Source organism: Amycolatopsis sp. DSM 110486, from assembly GCF_019468465.1.
GTDB lineage: Bacteria > Actinomycetota > Actinomycetes > Mycobacteriales > Pseudonocardiaceae > Amycolatopsis.
Window position 1 is genome coordinate 8,980,653 of record NZ_CP080519.1, and the last position, 24,876, is coordinate 9,005,528.

The 24,876-nt window shown below is 71.8% G+C and carries 26 protein-coding genes; 13 read left to right on the plus strand and 13 right to left on the minus strand.

Going from position 1 to position 24,876, the window contains the following annotated elements; genetic code table 11:
- The first annotated feature begins 109 nt into the window (after nt 1–109).
- Together K1T34_RS43415 and K1T34_RS43420 are read left to right on the plus strand one after the other, a co-directional pair.
- The gene (locus K1T34_RS43415; RefSeq protein WP_220240451.1) at nt 110–940 is read left to right on the plus strand and encodes an SDR family oxidoreductase; all 831 of its coding nucleotides are present in this window, start codon (nt 110–112) and stop codon (nt 938–940) included.
- A gap of 45 nt (nt 941–985) precedes the next feature.
- Nucleotides 986–1,903, plus strand: a complete 918-nt coding sequence (locus K1T34_RS43420; RefSeq protein WP_220240452.1) for an SDR family NAD(P)-dependent oxidoreductase — start codon at nt 986–988, stop codon at nt 1,901–1,903.
- Between the two features lie 33 nt (nt 1,904–1,936).
- Here K1T34_RS43420 and K1T34_RS43425 read toward each other — a convergent pair whose 3' ends face one another.
- Complete coding sequence (locus K1T34_RS43425; protein ID WP_220240453.1) at nt 1,937–3,007, minus strand: dipeptidase; 1,071 nt, start codon at nt 3,005–3,007, stop codon at nt 1,937–1,939.
- A gap of 96 nt (nt 3,008–3,103) precedes the next feature.
- On the minus strand, nt 3,104–3,874 hold the full coding sequence (locus K1T34_RS43430; protein ID WP_220240454.1) for an IclR family transcriptional regulator: 771 nt from the start codon (nt 3,872–3,874) through the stop codon (nt 3,104–3,106).
- A gap of 479 nt (nt 3,875–4,353) precedes the next feature.
- Here K1T34_RS43430 and K1T34_RS43435 point away from each other — a divergent pair, with 479 nt between their 5' ends.
- The 3 genes from K1T34_RS43435 to K1T34_RS43445 all read left to right on the plus strand — a co-directional run bounded on the left by K1T34_RS43435 (nt 4,354) and on the right by K1T34_RS43445 (nt 6,310).
- Nucleotides 4,354–4,812, plus strand: a complete 459-nt coding sequence (locus tag K1T34_RS43435; protein WP_220240455.1) for a DUF6328 family protein — start codon at nt 4,354–4,356, stop codon at nt 4,810–4,812.
- A gap of 100 nt (nt 4,813–4,912) precedes the next feature.
- The gene (locus tag K1T34_RS43440; protein WP_220240456.1) at nt 4,913–5,518 is read left to right on the plus strand and encodes a VOC family protein; all 606 of its coding nucleotides are present in this window, start codon (nt 4,913–4,915) and stop codon (nt 5,516–5,518) included.
- Between the two features lie 54 nt (nt 5,519–5,572).
- On the plus strand, nt 5,573–6,310 hold the full coding sequence (locus K1T34_RS43445) for an SDR family oxidoreductase (RefSeq protein ID WP_220240457.1): 738 nt from the start codon (nt 5,573–5,575) through the stop codon (nt 6,308–6,310).
- A gap of 651 nt (nt 6,311–6,961) precedes the next feature.
- Here the strand turns inward: K1T34_RS43445 and K1T34_RS43450 are convergent.
- The 3 genes from K1T34_RS43450 to K1T34_RS43460 form a co-directional block, all read right to left on the minus strand.
- Nucleotides 6,962–7,126: a hypothetical protein gene (locus K1T34_RS43450; protein WP_220240458.1), complete on the minus strand. Its 165-nt coding sequence runs from the start codon at nt 7,124–7,126 to the stop codon at nt 6,962–6,964.
- A gap of 380 nt (nt 7,127–7,506) precedes the next feature.
- Nucleotides 7,507–7,671 (minus strand): hypothetical protein, encoded by a 165-nt coding sequence (locus K1T34_RS43455; protein ID WP_220240459.1) that lies wholly within the window; start codon nt 7,669–7,671, stop codon nt 7,507–7,509.
- Nucleotides 7,672–7,685: 14 nt separating this feature from the next.
- Entirely contained in the window at nt 7,686–7,952 is a 267-nt protein-coding gene (locus tag K1T34_RS43460) for a DUF4235 domain-containing protein (protein WP_220240460.1), read from the minus strand.
- Nucleotides 7,953–8,175: 223 nt separating this feature from the next.
- Here K1T34_RS43460 and K1T34_RS43465 point away from each other — a divergent pair, with 223 nt between their 5' ends.
- On the plus strand, nt 8,176–8,433 hold the full coding sequence (locus K1T34_RS43465; RefSeq protein WP_220240461.1) for an STAS domain-containing protein: 258 nt from the start codon (nt 8,176–8,178) through the stop codon (nt 8,431–8,433).
- A gap of 69 nt (nt 8,434–8,502) precedes the next feature.
- Here K1T34_RS43465 and K1T34_RS43470 read toward each other — a convergent pair whose 3' ends face one another.
- Nucleotides 8,503–9,843 carry an NtaA/DmoA family FMN-dependent monooxygenase gene (locus K1T34_RS43470; protein WP_220240462.1) on the minus strand — a complete coding sequence of 447 codons (1,341 nt, stop codon included), beginning with the start codon at nt 9,841–9,843 and terminating at the stop codon, nt 8,503–8,505.
- Between the two features lie 11 nt (nt 9,844–9,854).
- A complete protein-coding gene (locus tag K1T34_RS43475; RefSeq protein WP_220240463.1) occupies nt 9,855–10,976 on the minus strand; it encodes an LLM class flavin-dependent oxidoreductase in 1,122 nt (373 codons plus the stop codon).
- Between the two features lie 146 nt (nt 10,977–11,122).
- On the opposite strand from K1T34_RS43475, the gene K1T34_RS43480 reads away from it, so the two are divergent.
- Nucleotides 11,123–11,539 carry a DUF302 domain-containing protein gene (locus K1T34_RS43480; RefSeq protein WP_255638001.1) on the plus strand — a complete coding sequence of 139 codons (417 nt, stop codon included), beginning with the start codon at nt 11,123–11,125 and terminating at the stop codon, nt 11,537–11,539.
- Between the two features lie 6 nt (nt 11,540–11,545).
- Here K1T34_RS43480 and K1T34_RS43485 read toward each other — a convergent pair whose 3' ends face one another.
- Nucleotides 11,546–13,795 (minus strand): FUSC family protein, encoded by a 2,250-nt coding sequence (locus tag K1T34_RS43485; protein WP_220240464.1) that lies wholly within the window; start codon nt 13,793–13,795, stop codon nt 11,546–11,548.
- A gap of 147 nt (nt 13,796–13,942) precedes the next feature.
- Here K1T34_RS43485 and K1T34_RS43490 point away from each other — a divergent pair, with 147 nt between their 5' ends.
- The gene (locus tag K1T34_RS43490; RefSeq protein WP_220240465.1) at nt 13,943–14,965 is read left to right on the plus strand and encodes an alpha/beta hydrolase family protein; all 1,023 of its coding nucleotides are present in this window, start codon (nt 13,943–13,945) and stop codon (nt 14,963–14,965) included.
- A 3-nt stretch (nt 14,966–14,968) separates the two neighbouring features.
- Here K1T34_RS43490 and K1T34_RS43495 read toward each other — a convergent pair whose 3' ends face one another.
- Both K1T34_RS43495 and K1T34_RS43500 read right to left on the minus strand, forming a co-directional pair.
- Nucleotides 14,969–15,739 (minus strand): nitroreductase/quinone reductase family protein, encoded by a 771-nt coding sequence (locus tag K1T34_RS43495; RefSeq protein ID WP_220240466.1) that lies wholly within the window; start codon nt 15,737–15,739, stop codon nt 14,969–14,971.
- 10 nt (nt 15,740–15,749) lie between these two features.
- Complete coding sequence (locus tag K1T34_RS43500) at nt 15,750–16,664, minus strand: helix-turn-helix domain-containing protein (RefSeq protein ID WP_255638002.1); 915 nt, start codon at nt 16,662–16,664, stop codon at nt 15,750–15,752.
- Between the two features lie 170 nt (nt 16,665–16,834).
- Here K1T34_RS43500 and K1T34_RS43505 point away from each other — a divergent pair, with 170 nt between their 5' ends.
- Nucleotides 16,835–18,031: an MFS transporter gene (locus tag K1T34_RS43505; RefSeq protein WP_220240467.1), complete on the plus strand. Its 1,197-nt coding sequence runs from the start codon at nt 16,835–16,837 to the stop codon at nt 18,029–18,031.
- A gap of 21 nt (nt 18,032–18,052) precedes the next feature.
- On the opposite strand, the gene K1T34_RS43510 is transcribed toward K1T34_RS43505, so the two are convergent.
- The 3 genes from K1T34_RS43510 to K1T34_RS43520 are packed head-to-tail and all read right to left on the minus strand — an operon-like array spanning nt 18,053 to nt 20,521.
- Nucleotides 18,053–19,111, minus strand: coding sequence for a 4-oxalomesaconate tautomerase (locus K1T34_RS43510; protein WP_220240468.1), 1,059 nt, complete (start codon nt 19,109–19,111; stop codon nt 18,053–18,055).
- A 34-nt stretch (nt 19,112–19,145) separates the two neighbouring features.
- Nucleotides 19,146–19,850, minus strand: a complete 705-nt coding sequence (locus K1T34_RS43515) for a 4-carboxy-4-hydroxy-2-oxoadipate aldolase/oxaloacetate decarboxylase (RefSeq protein ID WP_220240469.1) — start codon at nt 19,848–19,850, stop codon at nt 19,146–19,148.
- A gap of 17 nt (nt 19,851–19,867) precedes the next feature.
- Nucleotides 19,868–20,521: a GntR family transcriptional regulator gene (locus K1T34_RS43520; protein WP_220240470.1), complete on the minus strand. Its 654-nt coding sequence runs from the start codon at nt 20,519–20,521 to the stop codon at nt 19,868–19,870.
- Between the two features lie 159 nt (nt 20,522–20,680).
- On the opposite strand from K1T34_RS43520, the gene K1T34_RS43525 reads away from it, so the two are divergent.
- Genes K1T34_RS43525 through K1T34_RS43540 form a run of 4 tightly spaced genes read left to right on the plus strand, consistent with a single transcriptional unit; the run spans nt 20,681 to nt 24,829 of the window.
- On the plus strand, nt 20,681–22,042 hold the full coding sequence (locus K1T34_RS43525) for an MFS transporter (RefSeq protein WP_220240471.1): 1,362 nt from the start codon (nt 20,681–20,683) through the stop codon (nt 22,040–22,042).
- Nucleotides 22,039–22,932 carry an NAD(P)-dependent oxidoreductase gene (locus K1T34_RS43530; RefSeq protein ID WP_220240472.1) on the plus strand — a complete coding sequence of 298 codons (894 nt, stop codon included), beginning with the start codon at nt 22,039–22,041 and terminating at the stop codon, nt 22,930–22,932. Before K1T34_RS43525 ends, K1T34_RS43530 begins: the two co-directional genes overlap by 4 nt.
- Nucleotides 22,929–23,945, plus strand: a complete 1,017-nt coding sequence (locus K1T34_RS43535; protein ID WP_220240473.1) for an amidohydrolase family protein — start codon at nt 22,929–22,931, stop codon at nt 23,943–23,945. Before K1T34_RS43530 ends, K1T34_RS43535 begins: the two co-directional genes overlap by 4 nt.
- A complete protein-coding gene (locus K1T34_RS43540) occupies nt 23,942–24,829 on the plus strand; it encodes an amidohydrolase family protein (RefSeq protein WP_220240474.1) in 888 nt (295 codons plus the stop codon). The genes K1T34_RS43535 and K1T34_RS43540 overlap by 4 nt, the downstream gene beginning before the upstream one ends.
- Nucleotides 24,830–24,876 lie beyond the last annotated feature (47 nt).

A 24,876-nucleotide genomic window follows, 5' to 3' on the forward strand; every position in this document is an offset into this window, starting at 1 on the left:
ACTGGCTGGTTGACAATCCGGCGGAGCCGTGGCTAGATTTTAAACCATCCAGTTGGTTTTGTCTTGCGCAGATTAAACCAAACAGTTGGAACTATCGAAGGAGCGCGACATGGTCACCTGGTTCGTCACCGGCGCGTCGACCGGCATCGGCCGGGCGGTCACCGAGCAGCTGCTGGCGCGGGGACACCGCGTGGCCGCCACGGCGCGCCGGCCGGAGACGCTGGCCGGCCTGGGACACCCGGACCTGCTGTGGACCGCACAGCTGGACGTGACCGACACGGCGCAGCTGCGGTCCGTGGTCGAGAAGGCGTTCGCGGAGCTCGGGCGCATCGACGTGGTCTTCTCCAACGCCGGCGCCGCGGCGTTCGGGGCCGCCGAAGAGCTGTCGGACGAGGCGATCGAGGGGCAGCTCGCGCTCAACACCACCGCGCCGATCCAACTGTTCCGCGCCGTGCTGCCGCACCTGCGCGCGCAGGGCGGCGGGCGGTTCGTGCAGACGTCCACGATGGGCGCCCACATCTCCAGCCCCGGCGGCAGCATGTACCACGCGTCGAAGTGGGCTGTGGAGGGCTTCCTGGAGTCGGTGATCGGCGAGGTCGCGGCGTTCGGCGTCGGCATCACGATGGTGGAGCCCGGCACCATCCGCACCGGCTTCGGCGCGGCGATGTCCGTCGCCGAACCGCTCGACGTCTACGCGAGCACGCCCGTCGGCCGGCTGCGCCAGTACCTCGAAGGCGCCGGCAACCTCACCGGCGACGCCCCCGGCGACCCGGCCCGCGTCGCGACGGCCGTGATCGACTCGGCCGGCGTCACCCCGGCCCCGCGCCGCCTCGCCCTCGGCGCCGATGCCTTCGAGGCCATCCGGGCCGCACTGACCACGCGCCTCGCCGAGCTGGACGCGGGCGAGGACGTGGCCCGCAGCACCGATTTCCCCCGCTGAACCTTCGGTACCCGGGTGCCGAGAAGATCGAAGAGAGCTGGAAAAATGACTGACACCGCACTTCCGTTCACGGCTTCATCCACTGCCGCCGAGGTGCTCGACGGCGTCGACCTCACCGGCCTTCGCGCCATCGTCACCGGAGGCGCGTCCGGCATCGGCCTCGTCACCGCCCGGACTCTGGCGGCGGCCGGCGCCGACGTGACCGTGGCCGTCCGCAACCCGAAGGCCGTCGAGGATCTGCCCGCTGTGCAGCTCGACCTGGCGGACCGCGCGAGCATCGCGGCTTTCACCGCCGCGTGGGACGGCCCGCTGCACATCCTGGTCAACAACGCCGGGGTCATGGCGCTGCCCGAGCTCACGCGCACCGCCGACGGGTGGGAGCGGCAGTTCGCCGTGAACCACCTCGGCCCGGCCGCGCTCACCCTCGGCCTGCACGACGCCCTCGCCCAGGCCGGCGGCGCCCGCGTGGTCAACGTCGCGTCCTCGGCCCACCTCATGGCCGCGGTGGACTTCGACGACCCGCACTTCGAGCGCACGCCCTACGAAGCGTGGACCGCCTACGCCCGCTCGAAGACCGCGATGATCCTCTTCACCGTCGCCCTCGCCGAACGCTGGGCGGCCGACGGCATCACCGCCAACGCGCTGCACCCGGGCGGCATCATGACCAACCTGCAGCGCCACCTCGACGAAACGCAGCTCGGCTTCGTCGGCGCCCTCGACGACCACGGCAACGTCCTCGCCGTCCCGCCGGGCTGGAAGACTCCGGACCAGGGCGCGTCGACGTCGGTGCTGCTCGCGGGTTCGCCCCTGGTCGAGGGGATCACGGGCCGCTACTTCGAGGACACCGCCCTCGCGCCGGTCCAGCCGAACCCCACCCCGGACGGCAAGGGTGTCGCGCCGTACGCGATCGACCCGGCGCTGGCGGCGCGGCTGTGGGACGAGACGCAGAAGATGCTCGGCTGAGGCCGCTGACCACAGTGGACGGTCCGGGACCGGCTAGCGTGCGGCTCCCGGAACTCCGAGCTCCTTCAGGAACAGGTCGTGGAAGCTGAGCCCGAGCACCTGGCGCACGTCGGGCTCGGCCCAGCCGCGGTGGCGGAGCTCGGCGGTGATGCGGGGGAGCCCGGCCGGGCCTTCGAGGCCGGGCACGAACTCGCGCGCCGTGCGGTCGTCCCACGAGCGTTCGTCGGCACGGCGGAGGCTGTCGGAGACCTCCTTGATGAAGTCGGGGCCGAGGCCGACGTGGGCGACGCCGACGACGTCCGCCGCGTGTTCGATGTGGTCGGCGACGCGGGCGACGGTGTGCTCGTGCTCGTCGACGAACTGGGCCAGGACGTTGATCCCCACGACCCCGCCGGCGTCGGCGATCGCGCGCAGGCGGGCGTCGGTGAGGTTGCGGTGGTGGGCGCGCACGGCGAAGGCCGAGGAGTGGGACGCGACCAGCGGCCGGGTGGCGAGCTCCAGCAGGTGGTCGGTGGACGTGGCGCCGAGGTGGGAGACGTCGAGCATGATGCCCAGCTCCTCGCACACCGCCACGGCGTCCACGCCCGCACTCGTGAGGCGGCCGCCCGTGTCGTCCTCGGCCGAGCCGTCGGCGAGCATTGTGCGCCCGAAGTGCGTGAACGACGCCATCCGCACGCCGAGCCGGTGCAGCGTCTCGAACAGGCCGACGTCGAGGCCCACGGCTTCGCAGCCCTCCAGCGCCAGCAAGAGGGCGATCCGGCCGTCGGCGAGGGTTTCGCGGATGTCGTCGCCGGTGAGGCACAGCCGCACGGCATCGCGGTTGCCGGCCTCGACGCGCCAGGCGGTTTCGATCATCCGCAGCGTCTGGCGCAGCGCGCCTTCGGGGCGGAACTCGGGTTCGAGGAACACCGGCAGCACCTGGAGGTCGACGCCGCCGGCGCGCAGCTGCGGCAGCCATACGCTGCGGAAGTACGCGGCCTGCCGGGCGGCGGGGTAGCGCGAGCAGAGCATGAGCAGGTCGTTGTGCGCGTCCGCGACCACGGCGTCGTGGTGCATGGCGTTGTGGTGCATGGCGTCGTGGTGCAGGGCGACTGCTTCGGTCATGACAAGGCACTCCTCGACGGTCCACAGTGGAATCGCCGACGAGTGTAGGCGTGTGGTGGCTGTGCCGTCACGTGGTGATGTTCTGAGAGCACGCCGTCAGGACGCTCGGCTCATGATGGCACTGAGCCGGCGCGCGGCGACCTTGGTCGTCGCGCTGAGCTCGGTCAGGCGGTCCAGTGCCCGGCTCGTCGGCGCGGACACGTTGAGCGACGCGATGATCCGCCCGGTCGCGTCCCGCACGGGCGCGCCGACCGACAGCAGCCCGCCCTCCAGCTCGTCGATCGCCACGGTGCAGCTCTCCTGCCGCTCGTGGTGCAGCCGTTCGAGCACCTCGGCCACGCTGCGCAGCGCGCGCGGGCCGAACTCGCCCGGCGGCGTGCGCGACAGCAGCGCGCGGATGTCGTCGTCCTCGTGGTCGAGGATCAGCGCGCGGCCCGACGCGGTCACGTGCAGGGGCGAGGTCCGCCCGACCCAGCCGCCGGCCTGCACGGTGTGGGGCGAGCGCTCACGCAGGATCGTGAACGACTGGTCGCCCTGCAGGATCGACAGCAGCGCACTTTCGCCCGTCTCGGCGACCACGGCGCGCAGCACCGCCGTGCCGCTGCCGAGCAGCCGCTGGTCGCCGGCGTGCGCCGCGAGCACGTGCAGCTGCCAGCCGAGCCGGTACCCACGCGTCTCGGGGTTCTGCTCGACCAGCCCGTGGGCGGACAACGCCTTGAGCATCCGCGAGATCTGGCTGCGCTCACGGCCCACGTGGCGGGCGATCTCGGCCCCGGACAGCTCGGGGTGGCGCGTCGCGGTGCCAGTGTCCGAGACTTCGGCCCGGTTGGGGGCACTGCCGTTCGACGCCGGTGCTCCGACGGTCACCCTCCGCACGGCCGGCGGCGGTGGGCACGGGTCCCCTGCGGACCGTCCGGTCGAGGCGGTGCTGCGCGACGTGCGTGACGAGCTGCTTTCCGTGGAGGAGGCGCTCGACGTGTACGGCGTGACCGTGGACCTGGAGGCGCTGACCGCGACGCGGAACGCTTGATCCTCGGTGTGAGCACCATGGTCCCGAGCGCGTGGTGAGCTCCGTAGCGGAGATTCGCTCCCGGTACCCCGGGGGTGAATCTCCGCCGCAGAGGAGATGATCTCGAAACAGTCCGATGAGGACAGTCGGTTCCCCGGTTCTCCGGGCAGGTCGAAGGGCGTCGCCGACCTCGTGGACCGGCGACGCCCGGTCGGCGCGACCTGGCTGGGACCGCGTGCCGCGCCTGAAATTCGGGTACCCCGTCTCGCGGGGGTGAAACCTTGCCGGGACGTGCGAAGCGCTGCCGTCTTCGCTGGTCGTGCTTACACTCGGATGGGTGACGGAGCACTCCGGCGAGACCCGCGATGAGAAGCTCGGGCGGAACGTGAGTGAGCTCCTGCAAGAGCTGCGGGTGGCCCAGGCCGGGGTGCAGATCCTGTTCGGGTTCCTGCTTTCGGTGGTCTTCACCTCCCTGTTCCGCGAGGCCAGCGGGTTCGAGAAGGGCCTGCACATGGCGGCCGTCGTGCTCGCGGTGGCAGCGACGGCAATGCTCACCGCACCCGCGGCCTGGCACCGGTTGCTGTTCCGGACGGGCAGCCGCGAGCACATCCTCACCGTGGGCAACCGCGTGGTGGTCGCCGGGCTGGTCTGCCTGGCTCTGGCCATCACGGTGACGGTCGCGCTCATCGCGAAGGTCGTCTACGGCGCGGCGGCGATGTTCGGCGTGGCCGGCTTCGCGCTGTTGCTCTTCGTCGTGTTCTGGGGTGTCGCGCCGCGCTTGCTCAGACGCCGGTGAGCCACACCTGGACCCGATCGGCGGGAAGATTTTCAACGCCGTGCCCGCTTCCGGGCACAACGGCTACGCTGGGGCGCCTGCGTTGCCACGGGAGGCCGGGATGACCACGTCGGAGAGCGGGCTCGAGAACGTCGACATGAAGGTCGAGGTGCTCGTGATCCCCGTCGCGGATGTCGAGCGGGCCAAGGCGTTCTACACGGGAATCGGCTGGCGCCTGGACGAGACGCCGCCGTGGATCGTGCAGCTGACCCCGCACGGGTCGCCGTGCTCGGTGCAGTTCGGGGCGAACCTCACGGACGCGAAACCCGGGTCGGCGAAGGGGTACGTGGTCGTCTCCGACATCGAGGCGACGCGCGCCGCGCTGGTCGCTGCCGGCGTCGCCATGAGCGAGATCGTCCACTTCGGCCCGGACGGGCCGGAGCCCGGGGTGGACCCGGATCGCACCAGCTACCGGTCGCAGGCCACGTTCGCCGATCCCGACGGGAACCAGTGGCAGCTGCAGGAGATCACCACGCGGCTGCCCGGGCGGGTCGACGCGGCGGAGACGTCGTTCGCGTCGGTGAGCGACCTGGCCGACGCGATGCGCCGCGCGGAGGTGGCGCACGGCGAGCACGAGAAGCGCACCGGCCAGGCCGACGCGAACTGGCCGGAGTGGTACAGCCGGTACATGGTGGCGGAGCGGGCGGGCACGGAACTGCCGCTCTGAGGGATTTCACGAGGCGGCATTTCACGAGGGGGCTTTCACGAGCACGGAGGACGGATGGCGGACGTCGAGCGGGGGCGGGGTCTGGCGGGCCAGACCGTCGTCGTCATCGGAGGCAGCGCGGGGATCGGCCTGGAGACCGCGCGGCTCGCGCGGGCCGAGGGTGCGCAGGTCGTGCTGACCGGGCGCGATCCGGAGAAGCTCGACAAGGCCGCGGCCGATGTCGGCGCGCAGGACACCTCGGCCTTCGACGCGACCGACCCCGCGGCGATGGCGGCGTTCTTCCAGGGCCTGGCCGCCGTCGACCACGTCATGATCACCGCGGGGGCGCCGCGCTACGGGCCGCTGCTGGCGATGTCGGCGGCCGAGATCCGCGACGCGTTGAGCGACCACCTCGTGGTCGGCCTCGAAGTCGCCCGCAGCGCCGCCGCGAAAATGCCCCCGGGTGGCTCGCTCGTCCTGATGGGCGGCACCGGCGGCCGGCGGGTGAACCGCGCGCTCGGCATCGTGTCCTCGGCCACCGCCGCGCTGCCCCCGTTCGCCGCGACGCTGGCCCTCGAGATCGCACCGGTGCGGGTGAACCTGATCGCCGCGGGGTTCGTCGACACGCCGTTGTCGGCGTCACTGCTGGGCGAGGGCCTGGACGAGCGCCGCGCCGAACTGCGCGCCACGCTGCCCATCGGCCGCGTCGTCACCCCGGTGGACGTCGGCGCGCTCGCCGTGCACCTCATGACCAACACGGCGCTGACAGGCGCAACGTACGACATCGACGGTGGGCAGCAGTTCGTCTTCTGACGCTCGGCCTCCGGCGGTGACCCGGCCGGCGAGCACGGTCAGACGGAGCGAGTCTCGGGCGGGCAAGTCCCGTTTCCGAAGTGCGGATTTGCCCGTCAGTCCATTGAGGACCGTCGAGTCGATGTGGCGAGGGTCGAGCCCGGCGAGCGGACGGTCGACGAGCCGCTGGTCGGGTGTGGCGATCAGGCGCCTCGGGGCCCGAACGCGCCGGCGAGATCGTCGGCCGTGAAGGCCCGGCCGCGGTGCGACGGTAGTGCACGCCGTGGCGGGCGAGGCGCTGCCGGAGCGGCCCGGCGTCGAGGTAGCCCTCGGCGAGCCCCAGGACTTCGTCACCGCCAGGCGCTGCGGAGCCCAGCGCCACGTGCCGGGGATCAGCGCCGGCCAGCCGGGCCGGGCAGCCGTTCGCGCAACGAGGTCGACTCGACGTTGGCGAGCCGGCGCGGCCGCTTCGTGGGCGGCCGCCACCGTCGGCCGCGGCGGTCCTGGCAGGCGGTGCCGAGCCGGACGGCCCGCACCGCGCGGCCGCGGTCACCCGGCCGTTCCGCCCGTGTCGCGCACGGTCGATGGCGGTCCGCCGAGGGTGCACCGCAAGGGCGGTCAGGCCACGCCGAAGAATGATGCTTGGGGACGGGGAGTGGACGAATCGGCAGGTCAGTCGGTTTCCGGCTGCTGCCATTCGCGTCCGGCGCGCTGCGCGGCGATCCGGATCTCGTTGCCGGTTTCCCGGCGGTTCTGCCCGGGCAGTTCGGCGGCCCGCGGCGTGGGTTCGGCGTCCGCGTCCGGCTGTTGTCGGGTCTCCTGTTCGGCCATGGTCATGGTTGCCTCCGTTCTCTTTGCCCCACAACGATTCCGGATACCCGCCCCCGCGGCAAGCAAACGCGACTCCGCTTCACCCGGAAGGTGAGGGGTTGCGCATTCGGCCGGCGACCCGTCGACCCCGGCCCGGCAGGCCGGCGGCGCCGCCCGAGTACCCGCCGTTCCACAATGATCCGGAGGTGCCCACGGCGCCCCTGCACCTCGAAAGGCCAGCAGGTTCAGGCGATCCTGGGCCCAAGAAAGTCCGATGTGGACATTCGAGTGTGGATCGTGCGACGCGTCGGTGAACCGCGTTCACGCCGAGCGCCCCGCCGACCTCGAACCGGTGACCGGCGCAGCGCGAGGGCGCCGGCGTCGGACAGCGCTGGGGGTCGGATCGGTCAGTCGCCGCCGCGGAAGTTCTCCGTCCCGCGGCGGGACCGGCCGTGCTCGTCCTCCAGCGGCGTTTCCCGTTCGGCCCACCGCGAAGGCGGCGGACGGTTGCCGCTCGAGTCCTCGTCGGCGGCCACGCGGTGGAGTTCGAGGGTGGGTCGTTCGTCGTCCACGGTCGCTCCCTTGGTCAGTCGTCGCCGGGCCACTCGCCGCTGGCCTTCTCGTAGCCGACGGCGCCGGCGCGCTCGGCGGCGGCCTTCACCGCGCCGAAGATCGCGCCCTGCACGGCCGCGGCGATGAGGATCTCCTGCCAGCCGCGGTGCTTGTCCGTCGCGCTCGGGGCGTCGTCCTCGCCGGCGATCCGCTGCCACAGCAGCTTGAAAACCTGCCCGGCGACCAGACCGCCGAGGGCGCTGACGGCGAAGTTCAAAGGTTTGTACAGCGTCTTTTTCATGCCGGCCGGGTACCCCGGCGCGAGCGAGGCTCAACCTCGGCCGTGACCGGCGTAGGCTCCGGTGACCGCGGTTCACCAAGAAGCCGTCTGCCGTCGTCCCGGCCGTGCCGAGGACTGCGGAGACCGGCCGGGCCCGCGTACCTGGCGTCTCCGCCGATGCGTGGAGGGAGGCCTGCCGTGGCGGAACCCCTCCCGGACGTGGCCGCGAACCGAGCAGCTGGCCGTGGAGCTCGAGCTCGGGCCCCCCGTGCTGCTCATCGACCTGCGTGAGGTCACTTTCTGCTCGTCCGACGGCATCAGCGCCCTCGTCCGGGCCCACGAGGCCGCCCGCGTCGCCGCGGTGCCCTACGCGATCGTCACCGGCCGGGTCGCGGTGCTGCGTCCCCTGCGGATGCTCGCGCTCGACCGCGTGCTGCAGGTTCACCGCGACCTGTCCGACGCGAAGGCGTGGCTGGGGATCGTGTCGCGGCTGCGCTCCTGACACCGGCCGCGTCCGCGTGCGTGAGGGCGCGGCCGGCCCACAGGGGGCGTCGCCGGCGCACCTGCGGTGTCAGGGCTGCGAGAGTCCCAGGTGGTCTCGCAGCGTCGTACCCGAGTACTCCGTCCGGAACACCCCGCGGTCCTGCAGCAGCGGCACCACGGTGTCCGCGAACTCGTCGAGCCCGCCCGGCGTCACGTGGGGCACGAGGATGAACCCGTCGGCGGCATCGTTCTGCACGAGGTCGTTGATGGCGGTCGCGACGGTCGTCGGGGAGCCGATGAACGTCTGGCGCCCCGTGACCTCGATGATGACCTCCCGCGCGGTCAGGTTCTTGGCCTCCGCGAGCTGGCGCCACTCCTTCGCCGTGGCCAGCGGGTCCCGGTACATCCGCACGCTGGCGCGGCCCTTCGAGATCAGGTCCTCGCCGACGACCGGGTCGAAGTCGGGCAGCGGGCCGTTCGGGTCGTGCTCGGACAGGTCGGTGTTCCAGAGCTGTTCGAGGAACTTGATCGCCGTCTGCTCGCTGACCTGCTGCAGCCGCACCACGTGGGCTTTCTCGTGGGCGTCGGCGTCGGTGTCGCCAAGCACGAAGGTCGCCGCGGGCATGATCACGAGCTGGTCGGGCGTGCGGCCGTACTTCGCGAGGCGGCCCTTCACGTCGCGGTAGAACGGCCGGCCGGTCTCGAGCGTGCCGTAGCGGCTGAAGATGGCGTCGGCCGTGGCGGCGGCGAACTCGCGACCCTCGTCGGAGTCGCCGGCCTGGATGGTGACCGGCCGGCCCTGTGGGCCACGCGGCACGGGGAAGCGGCCGTCGATGGTGAAGTGCTGATCGTGGTGGGAGAACGCGCCGGCGTGGGGGTCGGACAGGAAGCGGCCGGTCGCCTTGTCCGCGAGGACCTCGTCGCCGCGCCAGGAGTCGAACAGCTCCCAGGCCGTGCGCAGGAACGTCTCGGCGCGCGAGTACCGCTGGTCCTGCGGCAGGAAGCCGCCGCGGCGGAAGTTCTCGCCGGTGAAGGCGTCCCACGACGTCACGACGTTCCACGCCGCGCGCCCGGCCGAGAGGTGATCCAGCGACGCGAACTGGCGCGCCACGTCGAACGGCTCGTTGAACGTCGAGTTGATCGTGCCCGCGAGCCCCAGCCGCTCGGTGACTGCGGCCAGCGCCGAGAGGACCGTGAACGTGTCGGGGCGCCCGACGACGTCGAGGTCGTAGATGAGGCCGTTCTGCTCGCGAAGCCGCAGGCCTTCGGCGAGGAAGAAGAAGTCGAACTTGGCGCGCTCGGCCGTCTGCGCGAGCTTCACGAACGAGCTGAACTCGATGTGGCTGCCCGCCTCCGGGTCGCTCCACACAGTGGTGTTGTTGACGCCCGGGAAGTGCGCCGCGAGGTGGATCTGCTTCGGCTCGGTCATCGGGTCCCTCCTCAGGCGGCGTAGCGGTTCGCGGGGCGGGGCAGGCCGAGCAGGCCCCGCAGCGTGGCGGCTTCGTAGTCGTGGCGGAACGCGCCGCGCCCGCGCAGCTCGGGCACGAGTCCGCGCGTGACGGCGGTGAGGTCGTCGGGCAGCGCGCCCGGTCGCAGCCGGAACCCGGTCAGGCCGGCGGCGTGCCAGTCGAGCAGCAGGTCGGCGAGCTCGGCGGGCGTGCCGGTGAAGACGTGCGCGTCGGAGGTGTACTCGGTGCCGGCGAGGTCGTCGAGGCGCGCCTTGCGGTCGGCGGCGGCGCCCGGCTTGTCGTCGAGGAACACCACGAGGTCGGCGAACACTCGCAGGCGCTCGTCCACGGCGGCGCGGATTTTCGTGACGTCCGCCCGGTCTTGCGGTGTCACGTACACGAGGTCGGCGGCTTTGTCGGCCAGCCGGTAAGCACGGTCGTTGTGCGCCAAGGCGGCGACGGGCGGCTGGCCCTGCGGCGGCCGCGGCGTGATCGACGGGCCCTTCACCGAGAACCAGCGGCCCTCGAAGTCGATGTAGTGCAGTTTCTCGCGGTCGACGAACCTGCCGGTGGCGACGTCGCGGATCTCCGCGTCGTCCTCCCAGCTGTCCCAGAGCCGGCGCAGCACCTCGACGTAGTCCGCGGCCTCGTCGAACAGGTCCGCGGCGTCGGCCGGTTCGCGACGGCCGAAGTTGCGGTACTCCTCCTCGTGGCGCGACACCTGCACGCGCACGCCCGCCCGGCCGCCGCTGACGTAGTCGAGCGTCGCGATGGCCTTCGACAGGTGGAACGGCTCCGTGTGGGTGACCACAGCCGTCGGCACCAGGCCGATGCGCGAGGTCACCGGTGCGACGCGCGAGGCGATGAGCACCGCGTCGAGCCGGCCCTGGACGACGTCGGTGCGGTCCTCGAACGGGCCGCGGGCGTCGGCGCGCAGGGACAGGAAGTCCTCGAAGGTGACGAAATCCAGCTTCGCCGCTTCGGCCTCCTGCACCAGGCCGGTCCAGTACCCGGCCGTGAGCAGCTCGGCCGGCCGTGCCGCCGGCTCCCGCCACGCCGCCGGGTGCCAGCCGGCTCCCTCCAGTGCGACGGCGAGCAAGGGTCCACCTGCCATGTGCGCGTCCTTTCCGCTCGGCCTGCCTTCGCAGTGTGCGCCGGGACACGCGGGTGCGGCAGCCGGAACCAGCCATTGGGAAAGCCGGGGTTTTCCCGCCCGATCGGGAATAACGCGGGGGAGTAGCGTCCACGCGGGAACCCGGCGTGGACGAGGGAGTGGTGATGGCGGGAGAAGGCCTGGTGACGGTCGCGAGCAGCCGGCCGGTGGGGGAGACCGTGGACCGGCTCGTGGAGCTGGCCGAGAACGCGGGGCTGATCGTGTTCGCGCGCATCGACCACGCGGCCAACGCGGTCGCCGCGGGCCTCGAGCTTCGGCCCATGCAGCTGCTGGTGTTCGGCCACGGCCGCGGCGGCACCCCGCTGCTCGCCGACGGCCCCACGAGCGGCCTCGATCTGCCGCTGAAGGCGCTCGCCTGGGAAGACGACCAGGGCGCCGTCCACGTCACCTACAACGACGCCACGTGGCTCGCCGAGCGCCACAACCTGGGCGACGGCAGCGCGGCCGCGGTGGGGGCGCTGGGCAAGGGGCTCGCGACGCTGGTGGGGAAGGCGACGGAGTAGCGCTCCTCAGCTCATCAACGACGAATGCCGCGCAGCGGTCGTCACCGGGCCGACCAGGGTGGGCTGCAGGCGGCGGGCCGCGTCGAGGTGGTCGGCGGTCCAGATCATCTTCACGGCGGTCGCGGTGCCCTGGTGGTCGTCGCCGGAGAGGTCGCGGTGGACGGCCGTCAGGAGGCGCGCGTCGGCGGCCGGGTCGCGGGACTTCAGCGGCGGGACGATGCCGGAGCCGGTGAGGGCGTCGGCGGTGGCTTCGTACCAGCGGGCCAGTTCGTCGCTCGCCGCGAGGACCTCCAGCCGCGCGGCGGTGCGGTCGCCGACGGCGCCGCCGGTCTCGCGGCGCCACAGGTCCAGCACGGCCTCCGCCGTCAAGCGGAGGACCGCGACGGCCGTGATCATCGCCGCGACGTCGGCCAGGGGCACGTGCTTCGGGCCGCGCTCGGTGAGGAACACGCGGAAGGCGTCGTCCAGGCGGCGGGCCGCGGCGGCGGCGCGGCGGTTCTCGTCGCCGGGCTCGGCGGTCGCGGGGACCAGCGCGTCGCAGCGGCTCACGCCGTACTCGACGGCGCCGCGCAGGTAGCGGGCGCTGTCGGCGAGCCCGTCCGCCACGGCGCGCCGCAGCTCGGCCGCGGCGCCGCGCGGCCAGAACACGAACCCCACCACGAGGCTCACGGCGCACCCGATCGCCACGTCCTCCACCCGCACCAGCCCGATCCGCAGCCCGGCCGGCTGGATGAGCGAGAACAGCAGCAACAGCACGACCGTGAACCCGGCCTGCCCGGCGGCGAACGAGATCACGGCGGGCGCGAGCCCGGTGAACACCACCGCGATCGGCAGCAGCGCCCAGAACACCGCCGTGTCGTGGCCGAGCAGCAGGATCAGCACGCTGCCGACCACGATTCCCGCGACCGTGCCGAGCAGCGCCCGCACCGCGCTCTGCCCGGTGCTCAGCGCGTTGGACCGCAGCACGGCCATCGTGCCGAACGCGACCCAGAACGAGTGCTCCACCCCGGTCAGCTCCGCGATCAGCACGGCCGCCCCGAGCGCGATGCCGCCGCGCAGGCTGTTGTGCAGCGTCACCGAGTTCCAGGCGACGTGCGCGCCGGTCCGCTCCTGCACCGACGACAACGCCGAACCGGCGCCGTCCGGGCGCCGCCCGATCAGGTGCTCCCACCAGGTCCGCCGCCGCGCCGCCACGGTCAGCTCGATGTTCTGCGCGATCTCCGAGATCGCGAAGCTCATCTCCTGGGCGCGGAAACTCGGTTCGAGCGACGTCACGAACTCCGCGGTGTCCGGGTCCGGCAGCGCCGACGTCGCGGTGGCTTCCATCTCCCCGCGCGCGTCCCGCAACCGCGCGAGCTCGGCCACCAGGTCGTCGGGCGCCGAAGCCACCGCCTTCAGCAGCCCCGCGCCGTGGTCGAGCAGCACGGCGGCGGCCAGCTTGACCTCCGACACCGCCGCCGTCGTGGCGCCGTGACCTTCGGCGACGGGCATCCGCGCCAGGATCTCCTCGAGCCACACGACCTCGTCGATGAGCCGCACGAGCGTGCGCGTCGAGGTCGTCAGCCCCGTCGGGCGGTAGGGCGTGCCGAAGAACGAGTCCCGCAGCGCGGCGACGGCGGCACTAGACTCCGCGACGATGTCGTCGACCTGCGCCACCAGGTTCGGCAGGAATCCGCAGCGCACGCACTCGACCTCGGTCCGCAGCCGCTGCGCCAGCAACGCGCACGCGCGGGCCGTCGCGATCCGCAGCGGGTTGCGTACCGGCGAGGGCCACAGCACGGCGATGGCGGCCATCGACACGACCCCCGCCATGCCCCAACCGAGCAGCCGGTCGGGCAGCGTGGCGAGCGAGCCGGGCAGCGTCGCGGGCAGGATGAACGACACGAGCAGCGACGTCGTCGCACTGGCGATCACGGAGCTCACCACTGCGGCGAACAGCACCACGAACGCCACCACCACCGTGGTCACCGCCGCGAGCCAGACGACCCGCGACACCAGCGTGCCCAGCGAGATCAGGAAGCCGCCGGCGAGCACGAGCGCGCCCTGCGCGAACACGCGGTCGCGGATCGGCCCGCCGAAGTCGACGAACAGCAGCAGCGCCACCGAGCCGACGGACGCGAACAGGCCCGTCAGCGCGCTGCCCAGCACCAGGTTCCCGACCGCGAACAGCGACGGCAGGATGATCGCGGCCCGGCCCGTGCGGCGCAGCGCCGAGAGGTTGTTGTCCCGGCTTCGCAGCCACCCGAGAACCGTCATGGCCCGCCGTGCCTCCCACCGTCGAGGGGGCACCACGCCCGGACGCGAGCATGGTCGGGCAAACTCGCGTGTGTCAAGAACCCGGAACGGGCCCGAATCCACTGTGGAACGCCGCCACTCACCGCGCGGACCTGGTTGACTGTCGCCATGCTGCCCTGGGATGCCCCGCTCGCCGGCCGGCTCGACCGTCACACGATCACCTCGGAGCTGCTGCGGGACAACCCGCTCGGCGACCCGCACGAGCGGCCCCTGTGGGTGTACGTCCCGCCTGGCTACGACGACTCCGAGGCGCGCTACCCGGTGATCTACGTGATCCAGGGCTACACCGGCCAGGTCACGATGTGGGCCAACCGCACCGCGTTCCGTCAGCCGTACCTCGAAACGGCCGACGCGGTGTTCGCCGACGGCGCGCCGCCCTGCGTCGTGGTCTACGTCGACGCCTGGACCTCCTACGGCGGCTCGCAGTTCGTCGACTCACCCGGCACCGGCCGCTACCACTCGTACCTCTGCGACGAGATCGTGCCGTGGGTCGACGCGCACTACCGCACCATCCCCGCGCGCGAGTCACGCGCGATCACCGGCAAGTCGTCCGGCGGCTTCGGCGCGATGATCACGCCGATGCTGCGCCCCGATCTGTTCGGCGCGCTCGCCACGCACGCCGGAGACACGCTCTACGAGCTCAGTTACGTGCCCGAGTTCGGCAAGGCCGCGCGCGTGCTGCGCGAGTACGACCACGACATCTTCCGCTGGTGGGACGACTTCCGCTCACGCCCGGCGTTCACCAAACCGGGTGACGAGTCGCTGCTCGTGGCCCTCGGCGTCGCCGCGTGCTTCTCCGCGCGCGAGGACGGCACGCCCGAGTTGCCCTTCGACCCGGTGACCGGTGTGCTCAAACCGGACGTCTGGGACCGCTGGCTCGCGTGGGACCCGGTCCGCATGGCTCCCGCGCACGCCGAGACGCTGCGCTCCCTGGACTCGGTCTGGATCGACGCCGGCACCCGCGACGAGTGGTTCCTCGACCTCGGCGCCGCCGCGTTCCGCGACGAGCTCCTCAAGGCCGGCCTGCCCGAGGACCGCCTGCACTTCGAGCTCTTTGACGCCGGCCACGGCGGCATCGACTACCGCTACCCGCCGGCCCTCAAATGGCTCGCCGAACGGCTGGCCCGCTAGCGCTCACTCCAGGTCGACGCGCACCGTCAGCAGGTTGTTGCCCAAGGTCCGCACCCCGGCGCTGTTCAAGCGCGGCAACGACTTCAGCCGGGCCACGGCGTCGTCGTCGGGGAGGACGTGGGCGGTCCCGCGGTGCCAGCGCCCGCGAAGCCGCACGCGGACGCGCGGGTCGGCCTGCAGGTTGCGGACGTACTGCGAGCGGGTGCCGAACTCCGACACCAGCCAGAACTCGTCGCCGGTGCGCCGGCCGCCGACGGGCGTGCGGCGGGGGAGACCCGACGTGCGGCCCGTGGTTTCCAGCAGGACCTGGCCGGGCAGCCGTGACAGCACGGGGTTGCCGATGCGGCGCTGAAACGTCGTCACCAGCCGGTGCCATCCGCTGCCGCGCTGGGCGGCCTCGCGCAGCCGCCACGGGATGACCACCGCGTGGATCGGCGCCGCGAGTGCCCACAACGCCCGGGCCGGCGCACGGTCGAACCGCACGGTGGTGGTCCAGCGCACCCGCGAGCCGACGTCGACGGAATTGCGCGTGGTCACCAACGCCGACGGCGCTTCGAGCACCACGCTGCCGGGTTCGGAGCTCACGACCGTCCAGCCGAGCACCCGGCCCGGCCCGGGCTGGGTCCGCAGGCCAAGGCACCGCCAGCCCACGCGCAGGAACGCCCGCAGCGGCGCCGGCGCGTCTTCCCAGACGGCTCGCGCCCACTGCTCGGCGGTGCGCTCGTCGCCGGCGGGCCGGGCGATGTCCACTGTGGACGTGTAGTCGGAGGTCACGCGGTCCAGGCTAGTGGTTCGAAGCCTCCGACGCGCGAGCGTGATCGACCGCGGCGGCCGCGTCCGGGCCCCAGCTCGCCAGCAGCCGCAACGCTTCCTGCGACTTCGAACCGGGCTCGGTGTGGTACACCGACAACGCCTGGTCCTGGTCCTCGGGCAGCGTGAACGTCTCGTAGGACAACGTCAGCTCACCCACGAGGGGGTGCCGCAACCGCATCGTTCCGTGCGTCTTGCGCTTCACGTCGCGCGCGGCCCACAGCGTGCGGAATTCGTCGCTCTTCACCGACAGTTCCCCGACCAGCTCGGTGAGCAGCGGGTCGTTCGGATGCTGCCCGGCGTCGAGCCGCAGCTGCCCGACGACGTCGGCCGCCTTGGTGCGCCAGTCCGCGTACAGGCTGTGCGCGGCCGGATCGAGGAAAACGATGCGGGCCCAGTTGCGGTCTTCCGGCGCCCGCGCGGCCCAGTCGCCGAAGAGTGCCGACGCCGTGCTGTTCCAGGCGAGCACGTCGGTGCGGCGGCCCCACACGTACGCGGGCACGCTCTCGATCGCGTCGAGCATCGTCTGCAGCACGGGCCGCACCTGCTGCCGTTGCCGCGGCGCGGGCCGTTTGCGCTGCTGGGGCTTGGCCAGGTGCAGCAGGTGCGCGTGTTCGGTCTCCGACAGGTTCAGCGCGGTGGAGATCGCAGTCAGCACTTCGAGCGAGACGTTGCGGCCGTTGCCCTGCTCCAGCCGCGTGTAGTACGCGACGGAAACCCCGGCCAGCTGCGCCAGCTCCTCACGCCGCAACCCCGGCACGCGCCGGCGCCGGCCGTACTCGGGCAGGCCCACATCGGCCGGCTTCAGGCGGGCGCGCCGTGAGCGCAGGAACTCGCTCAGCTCCGCGCGTGGATCCAGCGCCTGCTCGGTGCGGGGGTGCGTGGCCATGTCCCTCAGTATCGCGCCCGAACCGACTAATCGCTGCTCCTGAGCCTGTCCCTGCCAGTAGTAGGCACGCGGGACGTACGCGAAACGGGCACCTGGGTAACCCCTCGGGCCCGGCGCACAGTGAACAGTGCCCGCCGAGCGGCCCGGCACCAATGAGAGGGATCAGTGAGATGACCGAGACAACCACAACTTCGCCCGCCACCGCGCGTGGCCGGGACCGGCTCCCGGGCAAGGCCCTTTTCGGCCTCTTCCTCGCCGGGTTCATCGGCATCCTCACCGAGTGCCTGCCCGCCGGTCTGCTGCCGGAAATCAGCCGGACCCTGCACACGAGCGTCGCGGCCACCGGCCAGATCGTCACGATCTACGCCGCCGCCACCGCGCTCGCCGCGATCCCGCTCTCGCGCCTGACCGCGAAGTGGTCGCGTAAGACCGTGCTGCAGGTCGCCCTGGGCACCGTCGCGATCACCAACGCGCTCACCGCGTTGTCCACCGACTACACCCTCACGATGGTGATCCGCTTCGTCGCCGGCCTCGGCACCGCGCTGGTCTGGACGCAGCTCGCCGGGTACGCCGCGCGCCTGTCGCCGCCGCGCGTGCAGGGCCGTGCCATCGCCATCGCGCTGGCGGGCACGCCGATCTCGCTGGCCCTCGGCGTGCCGGTGGGCACGTGGCTGAGCACCTTCGGCGGCTGGCAGACGGCGTTCTGGGTCTCGGCGGCGCTGAGCGTGCTGAACATGCTCTGGTTCGTGGTGAACCTCGCGAACCTGCCCGGCCAAGCGGGCCACGAACGCTTCACGCTCCGCCAGGTCCTCGCGATGCCCGGGCTGCGCACGATCCTGTTCGCGCTCACCACGTACATGGTGGCGCACAACATCCTCTACACCTACGTGACCGACTTCCTGCGCTTTGCCGGCATGGAGAGCCAGGCCGGGTGGGTGCTGTTCGCCTTCGGTGTCACGTCGGTGCTGAGCGTGGGCGTGGTCGGCGCGCACATCGACCACCACCTGCGCAAGCTGATCGTCGCGAGCACACTGCTGTTCGCGGTGAGCGTGCTGGTCCTGGCGGTGCTCTCGGATGTGCCCGCGCTCGTCTACCTCGCCGCCGCGGCGTGGGGCCTGGCGTTCGGCAGTTCGCCGAGCCTGTTCATCGGCGGCGCGATCACCGCGACGGCCGAAGCCGCCGACGTCGCGCAGTCGATCGTGATCTCGTTCTTCTCCGGCTCGATCGCTCTCGGCGGGCTCGTCGGCGGGCTCTTGATCGCGAGCCTGGGCACGGCGTCGATCACGTGGGCTTCATTGGTGCTGCTGGTCTTCGCGGCGGTCGCGGTGGTCGGCGGCCGCAGGCACGCTTTCCCCAGGGGCGCCTGAGCGGCACCCCCGGGGAAGGCGTCAGCGCGGGAAAACCGTGCCGTCGAACAGCTTCCGGGCCGTGCGCACGACCCCGCTGCGGCGCACCCGCGGCGGGGTCTCGCCCGGGTCCACCTCGACCTCGACCTGCAGGTGGCCGGTCGGGTGCTCGACGTCGATGCGCGAGGTGCCGGGCAGCTTCGCCAGCTCGTGCCCGACGGCGCCGTCCAGCAGGAGCGCCGTGGCCACGCTGACGGCCCCGAGCACCCCGATCGACGTGTGCGGTTCGAGCGGGATGAACGTGCGGGTGCAGATCGTGCCACCGTCGACGGGCGGCGCGACGAGCGTGGTCTTCGGGACCGAGCTGTCGCGCACGTCGCCGAGGCCCATCAGCTCGGCCGCCCGCAATCGCAGCGACTGGATCCGGTCCCGCAGCGCGGTGTCGGCCTTGAGCTGCTCAGGCGTTTCGTAGCCGGTGAGCCCGAAGTCGGCGGCCCGCGCGACGACCACCGGCATGCCGTTGTCCACACAGGTCACCGGCACACCGTCCACAGTGTCCACGAGGTGCCCGGTCGGGAGCAGGCCGTGGCCCGTCGAGCCGGCGGTGTCGGCGAAGTCGAGCACCACCGGCGCCGCGGTACCGGGCACGCCGGAGATCGCCGTGTCACCCATGTAGTCGACGACCCCGCCGGGAGTGGGGAAGCGGGCGACGGCGGTGCTGTCCGAGTTGACCATCCGGATCCGCACGGTCGTCTCGCCGTCGCCGGCCGGCACGAGGCCACGTTCCACCGCGAACGGGCCGACGCCCGCGAGCAGGTTGCCGCAGTTCTGCCGGTCGGTCACGGTCGCCTCGGCCACGCCGAGCTGCAGGAACAGGTAGTCGACGTCCGCGCCGGGCGTCGTGCTCGGCGACACCACGGCCACCTTGCTGGTGAGCGGGTGGGCGCCGCCGATGCCGTCGATCTGGCGCGGGTCGGGACTGCCCATGATGCGCAGCAGCAGGTCGTCGCGCTCCGCCGCGTCGGCGGGCAGGTCCTCGGCGCGGAAGTACGCGCCCTTGGACGTGCCGCCGCGCATCAGCAGGCAGGGGACGGCGTTCATGCCGCCTCCGCGGGAGGGAGTTCGTCGGTGGTCGTCACGCCTGCTCCTTCGCGTACTCCTCGGCGGTCACCCACCGCACGCCCAGCGAAGTGAGTTTCTCGCGCAGCCCGTAGCGGTCGAGCCCCAGCTCACCGCCGGCGAGGGCCGCCCGTGTGGCTTCCTCCTTGGCCAGACGCGCCTTCGAAGCGGTGATGCCCCGTTCGACGTCGATCTGCGCGACTCGCAGCACGCCGTCGTCGTCGGCCAGGATCACGTCGCCGGCGTGGATGGTCTGTCCGCCGACGGTCACCGGCACGTTGACCGAACCGGCCGTCGCCTTCACAGTGCCCTGCGCGCTGATCGCCCGCGACCACACCGGGAAGCCCATTTCCTTGAGCTCCGCAACATCACGCACGCCCGCGTCGATCACGAGACCCCGCACGCCGCGCGACACCAGCGACGTGGCGAGCAGCTCGCCGAACATCCCGTCGGTCGAAGGGGAAGCGGTGGTGACGACGAGGATGTCGCCCGGCTGGCACTGCTCGACCGCGGCGTGGATCATCATGTTGTCGCCGGGCCAGCACAGCGCCGTCACGGCCGAACCGCCGATGCGGGAGCCGCGGTGCAGCGGGCGGTGCTCGGTGCCGACGTAGCCGACGCGCCCGAGCGCCTCGTGCACCGTGGCGACCCCGAAGCCGGCCAGCTCGTCGATCTTGCCGCCGGGCGCCCGGGGGACGTCGGTCACCACCACGTTGTTCATTCAGCCTGCTCCATCGCTCAGTTGTCGGTCTCGCGCAGCGCGGTGATCACGCTGCGCAGGTGCGCCCGGGCCGCTTGCTCGGCGGCGTCCGGGTCGCGGCGGGCGATCGCGTCGATGATCGCCAGGTGCTCGGGCAGCGATACGTGCGGCCGGCCCGCGCGCATGGCGAGCCGGAACTGGTGGCGGACGATCTGGCCGTGGAGCCGCTCCAGCAGCTCCGCCGCCACGGACTGACCCGCGATCTCCCGCACCGTGCGGTGCAGCTCGCGGTTCAGCTCGGAGTACTTCATCGACTCGCCCTCGTCGACGGCGGCCTGCAGCCGCTTCGCCAGCTCACGCAGCGAGTCGATCTCGTCGTCGCTTACCTTCTCGGCCGCCTTGGCCGCGCACAGGCCTTCGAGCACCATGCGGCACTCGGTGATGGCCACGGCCTCCTCGATCGACACCACCCGCACCCGGGCCCCGCGGTGCGGAATACGCTCCACCAGGCCTTCCGCGGTCAGGTCGATCAGGGCGGCCCGCATGCTCGCGCGCGTGACGCCGAAGGTTTCGGCCAGCTCGGCCTCCACCAGGCGCTGCCCCGGGACGACGTCGCCCGCCAAAAGGGCGGCCCGCAGCGCGTCGAGCGCGGCGTGCTTGCCGACCTCCCCTTCCTTCGGCGTGGTGGGCATCCCGGCTCCTCTCTTCGATGGATGACGCTAAGCATCCCATACGAGATTGTCAACAATTTCGTAGACGACTCTTGTGACGATCCGGGTCCACGAGTTACCTTCCCTCGGACCACTCCGGCCGCGATGACGCGCCCGGCACGACAGGAGATGATCACGACGATGACCGGACCGGCCACGTCACCGCCCGCCGCCTCGGGGGCCAAGACTTCGACCCGCAACGCCGTCATCGGCGCCTCCTTCGGCTTCTTCGTCGACATGTTCGACGTGTATCTGCCGGTGGTGGCGCTGACGCCCGCGATGAACTACTTCCTCCCGCCCTCCGTTTCCGCGGGCAGCCGGGCCGTGATCACTTCGCTGATCTTCGTGGCCACCCTGCTCGGGCGGCCGCTCGGCTCGATGATCTTCGGCCGCCTCGCCGACAAGGTCGGCCGCCGCCGCGTGACGCTGTGGTCGATCACCGGCTGCGGCATCTGCACGCTGCTCATCGCGCTGCTGCCCGGCTACCACGCCGTGGGCCTGCTCGGCGTGGTGCTGCTGGTGGTGCTGCGCCTGATCGACGGCGTGTTCCTCGGCGGCGAGTACACCGGCGCCACCCCGCTCGCCATGGAGGCGGTCCCGACCGGCAAACGCGGTTGGTACGGCGGCCTCGTGGGCATGGGCTTCCCGATCTCGTACTGCGCCATTTCGCTGGTGACCTTCGTGATGTTGCGCATCGCGCCCTCCGGTGGCGTGAACTCGGCCTACTCCCAGTGGGGCTGGCGCGTGCCGTTCCTCGTGGGCGCGCTGCTGTGCGCGGTGTTCTGCTGGTACTTCTCGCGCACCGTCGAGGAGTCCGAGACGTGGAAGTCGGCGAAGAAGTCGCGCACGCCGATCCGCGACGTGCTCGTGGGTTCCTCTCGCAAGCAGTTCCTCCAGGTGTTCGTGATCATGAGCGGCATCTGGTTCGCCTCGAACCTCGCTTCCGGCCTGCTGCCCAGTGCGCTGCAGTTCCAGGCGCACGTGTCGGCGCAGCAGGTGACGGCGGCGCTCGTGATCGTGCAGGCAATCCATTCCGTGCTGTTCCCGTTCCTGGGTGCGTTGTCGGAGAAGATCGGCCGGCGCAAGTTCCTCGCGTGGTCCGGCATCGGCATCGGCGTGGTCTGCTCCGCCGCGTTCGCCACGATCAGCCTCGGCTGGTGGTCGGGCTTCGGCGCGGTGCTGTTGCTGACCTTCGTGATCCGGATCTCGGGTGGCAGCACGTTCGCCGTCACGCCGTCGTACCTGTGCGAGCGGTTCCCGCCCGCCGTGCGCGGCAGCGGCTTCGGTCTCGGCTACAGCATGCCGCTGATCCTGACCTCGTTCTACGCCTACTACCAGGACTGGCTCGGGCACATCATGCCGTCGGGCCTCACCGCCGCGGCCCTGCTCGTGCTCGGTGGCGCGCTCGTGTTCGTCGGCTCGCTGATCGGCCCGGAGACCAAGGACGTCGACCTCGGCGTCGCGGCCGCGGGCCAGCCGCAGCCGAAGGCGGTGACAGCGTGACGACGATCGCGTTGCTGGGCCTCGGTGAGGTGGGTTCCGTGCTGGCGGAAGACCTCACCGGGGTGGACCTCGCGGCGTGGGACGTGGCGCTGGCGGATCCGTCGAGCGCCGCGGCGCGCAACGCCGAACGGTTCGGGCTGGTGTCCGCTGTGGACGCGCACGACGCCGTTCGCGAAGCCGATCTGGTGATCAGTGCCGTGACCGCGGCCAACGACCTCACCGCGGCCAAGTCGATCGTCGACGGGCTGCCCGCCGGCTGCTGGTTCCTCGACCTCAACTCCGCGGCACCCGGCCAGAAGCAGGCCTCCGCCGAGGTGATCGAGAAGGCCGGCGGCCGCTACGTCGAGGCCGCCGTGATGTCGCCCATCAACCCCAAGCGGCTCGCGGCCCCGATGCTGCTCGGCGGCCCGCACGCGGCGGAGTTCGCGGAGTTCGCGCGTCCGCTCGGCTTCACCGGGCTGGAGGTCTACGCCGACGTGGTCGGCCGGGCCGCGGCCACCAAGCTCTGCCGTTCCGTGGTGATCAAGGGCGTCGAAGCCCTGCTCACCGAGTCGCTGCTCGCCGCGCGCGAGTGGGGCGTGGAGGGACGCGTCCTCGGGTCGCTGTCGAACCTGCTGCCCAGCGACGACTGGGAGAGCCTCGCCGCATACATGATTTCCCGCTCGCTGGAGCACGGCGTCCGCCGGGCCGAGGAGCTGCGGGAAGCCGCCGTGACCGTGGCCGAGACCGGCGTCGAGCCCGTGATGGCGGAAGCGATCGCACGCCGCCAGGACTGGGCGGCGGCCCACCGGCCCGCAGACCTCGGCGACCTGGAGTCGCGGCTGCTGCCGCTGCTCGACGCGGTCCGCACGCGAATGTCCGAAGAAGACGCGAAAGGCGACACCGAGTGATCATCGACTGTCACGGCCACTACACGACCGTGCCCGCGGCCCACACGAGCTGGCGGGACGCGCAGCGCGCCGCGTACGACGCGGGGACCGCCGCTCCGGCGTACCCGGAGATCGGCGACGACGAGCTGCGCGAATCGGTGCAGGGCCAGCTCGGGCTGATGGCCGACCGCGGCGTGGACCTCACGGTGTTCTCGCCGCGCGCGTCGGCGATGGGCCACCACATCGGTGACGAGGCCGTGAGCACCGAGTGGGCGCGGGTGTGCAACGACCTCGTCCACCGCGTCACCACGCTCTACCCCGAGAAGTTCGTCGGCGTCTGCCAGCTGCCGCAGTCGCCGGGAGTCCCGGTGGAGCACTCCGTGGCCGAGCTGCGCCGCTGCGTGGAGGAGCTCGGGTTCGTGGGCTGCAACCTCAACCCCGACCCGAGCGGCGGGCACTGGACCGCGCCGCCGCTCACCGACAAGAGCTGGTATCCGTTCTACGAAGCCATGGTGGAGCTCGACGTGCCGGCCATGGTGCACGTGTCGGCCTCGGACAACCCGAGCTTCCACGCCACGGGCGCGCACTACCTCAACGCCGACACCACGGCGTTCATGCAGTTCCTGCAGTCGGACCTGTTCACCGACTTCCCGGCACTGCGCTTCGTGATCCCGCACGGCGGCGGAGCGGTGCCGTACCACTGGGGCCGCTACCGCGGGCTCGCCGACATGCTCGGCCGCCCGGAGCCCGACGAAGGTGTCATGCCGAACGTCTTCTTCGACACGTGCGTGTACCACCAGCCGGGCATCAACCTGCTCTTCGACGTGATCAACGTGGACAACGTGCTGTTCGGCTCGGAGATGGTCGGTGCCGTGCGGGGCATCGACTCGCGCACCGGGCACCACTTCGACGACACCCGCCGCTACGTCGACGCGCTCGGACTGTCCGATGAGGACAAGACGAAGGTGTACGAGGGCAACGTGCGCCGCGTCTACCCGCGCCTGGACCAGGCGCTGAAGGCGAGGGGCGTGTGAGCGCGTTCACGGCCGACCCCGGCTGGCTCTCCTACGACCCCGACCCGTCGAAGCCGGCCTTCGTGCTTCCGCCGGGCACCGTCGACGTGCACACGCACGTGTTCGGCCCGGGCGACAAGTTTCCCTATGCGCCGGAACGCAAGTACACGCCGACCGACGCCGGCAAGGAGAAGCTGTTCGCCCTGCGCGACTTCCTGGGCATCGAGCGCCAGGTGATCGTGCAGGCGACCTGCCACGGTGCCGACAACAGCGCTCTGGTCGACGCGCTCGACGCGGCGGGCGAGCGCTCCCGCGGCATCGCGACGATCCGCGGCACCGAGTCCGACGAGGAGCTCGCCCGGCTGCACACGGCCGGCGTGCGCGGCATCCGGCTGAACTTCGTCCGCCGGCTCGTGGACCCGAAGCCCGACGCGTACTACCACGACCTGGTCGCGCGGATCGCGCCGCTGGGCTGGCACATCGTGATCTATTTCGAGGCCGCGGACCTCGCCGAGAAGTGGGACCTGTTCACCTCGCTGCCGACCACGGTCCTGGTGGACCACATGGGCCGCCCGGACGTGACGAAACCCGTCGACGGCCCGGAGTTCGGCCGCTTCCGCACCCTGCTGCGCGAGCACCCGAACTTCCACGTGAAGGTCACCGGCCCGGAACGCCTCACGGTGGCCGGACCGCCGTACGACGACGTGGTGCCCTTCGGCCGCGCGCTCGTGGAGGAGTTCCCGGACCGCGTCCTGTGGGGCACCGACTGGCCGCACCCCAACATGAAGAGCCACATGCCCGACGACGGCACGCTGGTCGACTTCGTGCCCCGCATCGCACCGAGCGCCGAAGCGCGGCAGAAGCTGTTGGTGGACAACCCGATGCGGCTCTACTGGGCTGACTGAACGCGAGCCGACCGAGCCGGGGAGCCGGGCCGTCCGAAGTGGACGAC

Excerpts from the sequence above, each read along its gene's own strand:
- K1T34_RS43415 (WP_220240451.1), top strand. The coding sequence starts at position 110 with ATGGTCACCTGGTTCGTCACCGGCGCGTCGACCGGCATCGGCCGGGCG.
- K1T34_RS43420 (WP_220240452.1), top strand. The coding sequence starts at position 986 with ATGACTGACACCGCACTTCCGTTCACGGCTTCATCCACTGCCGCCGAG.
- K1T34_RS43425 (WP_220240453.1), bottom strand. The coding sequence starts at position 3,007 with ATGACCGAAGCAGTCGCCCTGCACCACGACGCCATGCACCACAACGCC.
- K1T34_RS43440 (WP_220240456.1), top strand. The coding sequence starts at position 4,913 with ATGACCACGTCGGAGAGCGGGCTCGAGAACGTCGACATGAAGGTCGAG.
- K1T34_RS43445 (WP_220240457.1), top strand. The coding sequence starts at position 5,573 with ATGGCGGACGTCGAGCGGGGGCGGGGTCTGGCGGGCCAGACCGTCGTC.
- K1T34_RS43450 (WP_220240458.1), bottom strand. The coding sequence starts at position 7,126 with ATGACCATGGCCGAACAGGAGACCCGACAACAGCCGGACGCGGACGCC.
- K1T34_RS43460 (WP_220240460.1), bottom strand. The coding sequence starts at position 7,952 with ATGAAAAAGACGCTGTACAAACCTTTGAACTTCGCCGTCAGCGCCCTC.
- K1T34_RS43470 (WP_220240462.1), bottom strand. The coding sequence starts at position 9,843 with ATGACCGAGCCGAAGCAGATCCACCTCGCGGCGCACTTCCCGGGCGTC.
- K1T34_RS43475 (WP_220240463.1), bottom strand. The coding sequence starts at position 10,976 with ATGGCAGGTGGACCCTTGCTCGCCGTCGCACTGGAGGGAGCCGGCTGG.
- K1T34_RS43485 (WP_220240464.1), bottom strand. The coding sequence starts at position 13,795 with ATGACGGTTCTCGGGTGGCTGCGAAGCCGGGACAACAACCTCTCGGCG.
- K1T34_RS43490 (WP_220240465.1), top strand. The coding sequence starts at position 13,943 with ATGCTGCCCTGGGATGCCCCGCTCGCCGGCCGGCTCGACCGTCACACG.
- K1T34_RS43500 (WP_255638002.1), bottom strand. The coding sequence starts at position 16,664 with ATGGCCACGCACCCCCGCACCGAGCAGGCGCTGGATCCACGCGCGGAG.
- K1T34_RS43505 (WP_220240467.1), top strand. The coding sequence starts at position 16,835 with ATGACCGAGACAACCACAACTTCGCCCGCCACCGCGCGTGGCCGGGAC.
- K1T34_RS43510 (WP_220240468.1), bottom strand. The coding sequence starts at position 19,111 with ATGAACGCCGTCCCCTGCCTGCTGATGCGCGGCGGCACGTCCAAGGGC.
- K1T34_RS43515 (WP_220240469.1), bottom strand. The coding sequence starts at position 19,850 with ATGAACAACGTGGTGGTGACCGACGTCCCCCGGGCGCCCGGCGGCAAG.
- K1T34_RS43520 (WP_220240470.1), bottom strand. The coding sequence starts at position 20,521 with ATGCCCACCACGCCGAAGGAAGGGGAGGTCGGCAAGCACGCCGCGCTC.
- K1T34_RS43525 (WP_220240471.1), top strand. The coding sequence starts at position 20,681 with ATGACCGGACCGGCCACGTCACCGCCCGCCGCCTCGGGGGCCAAGACT.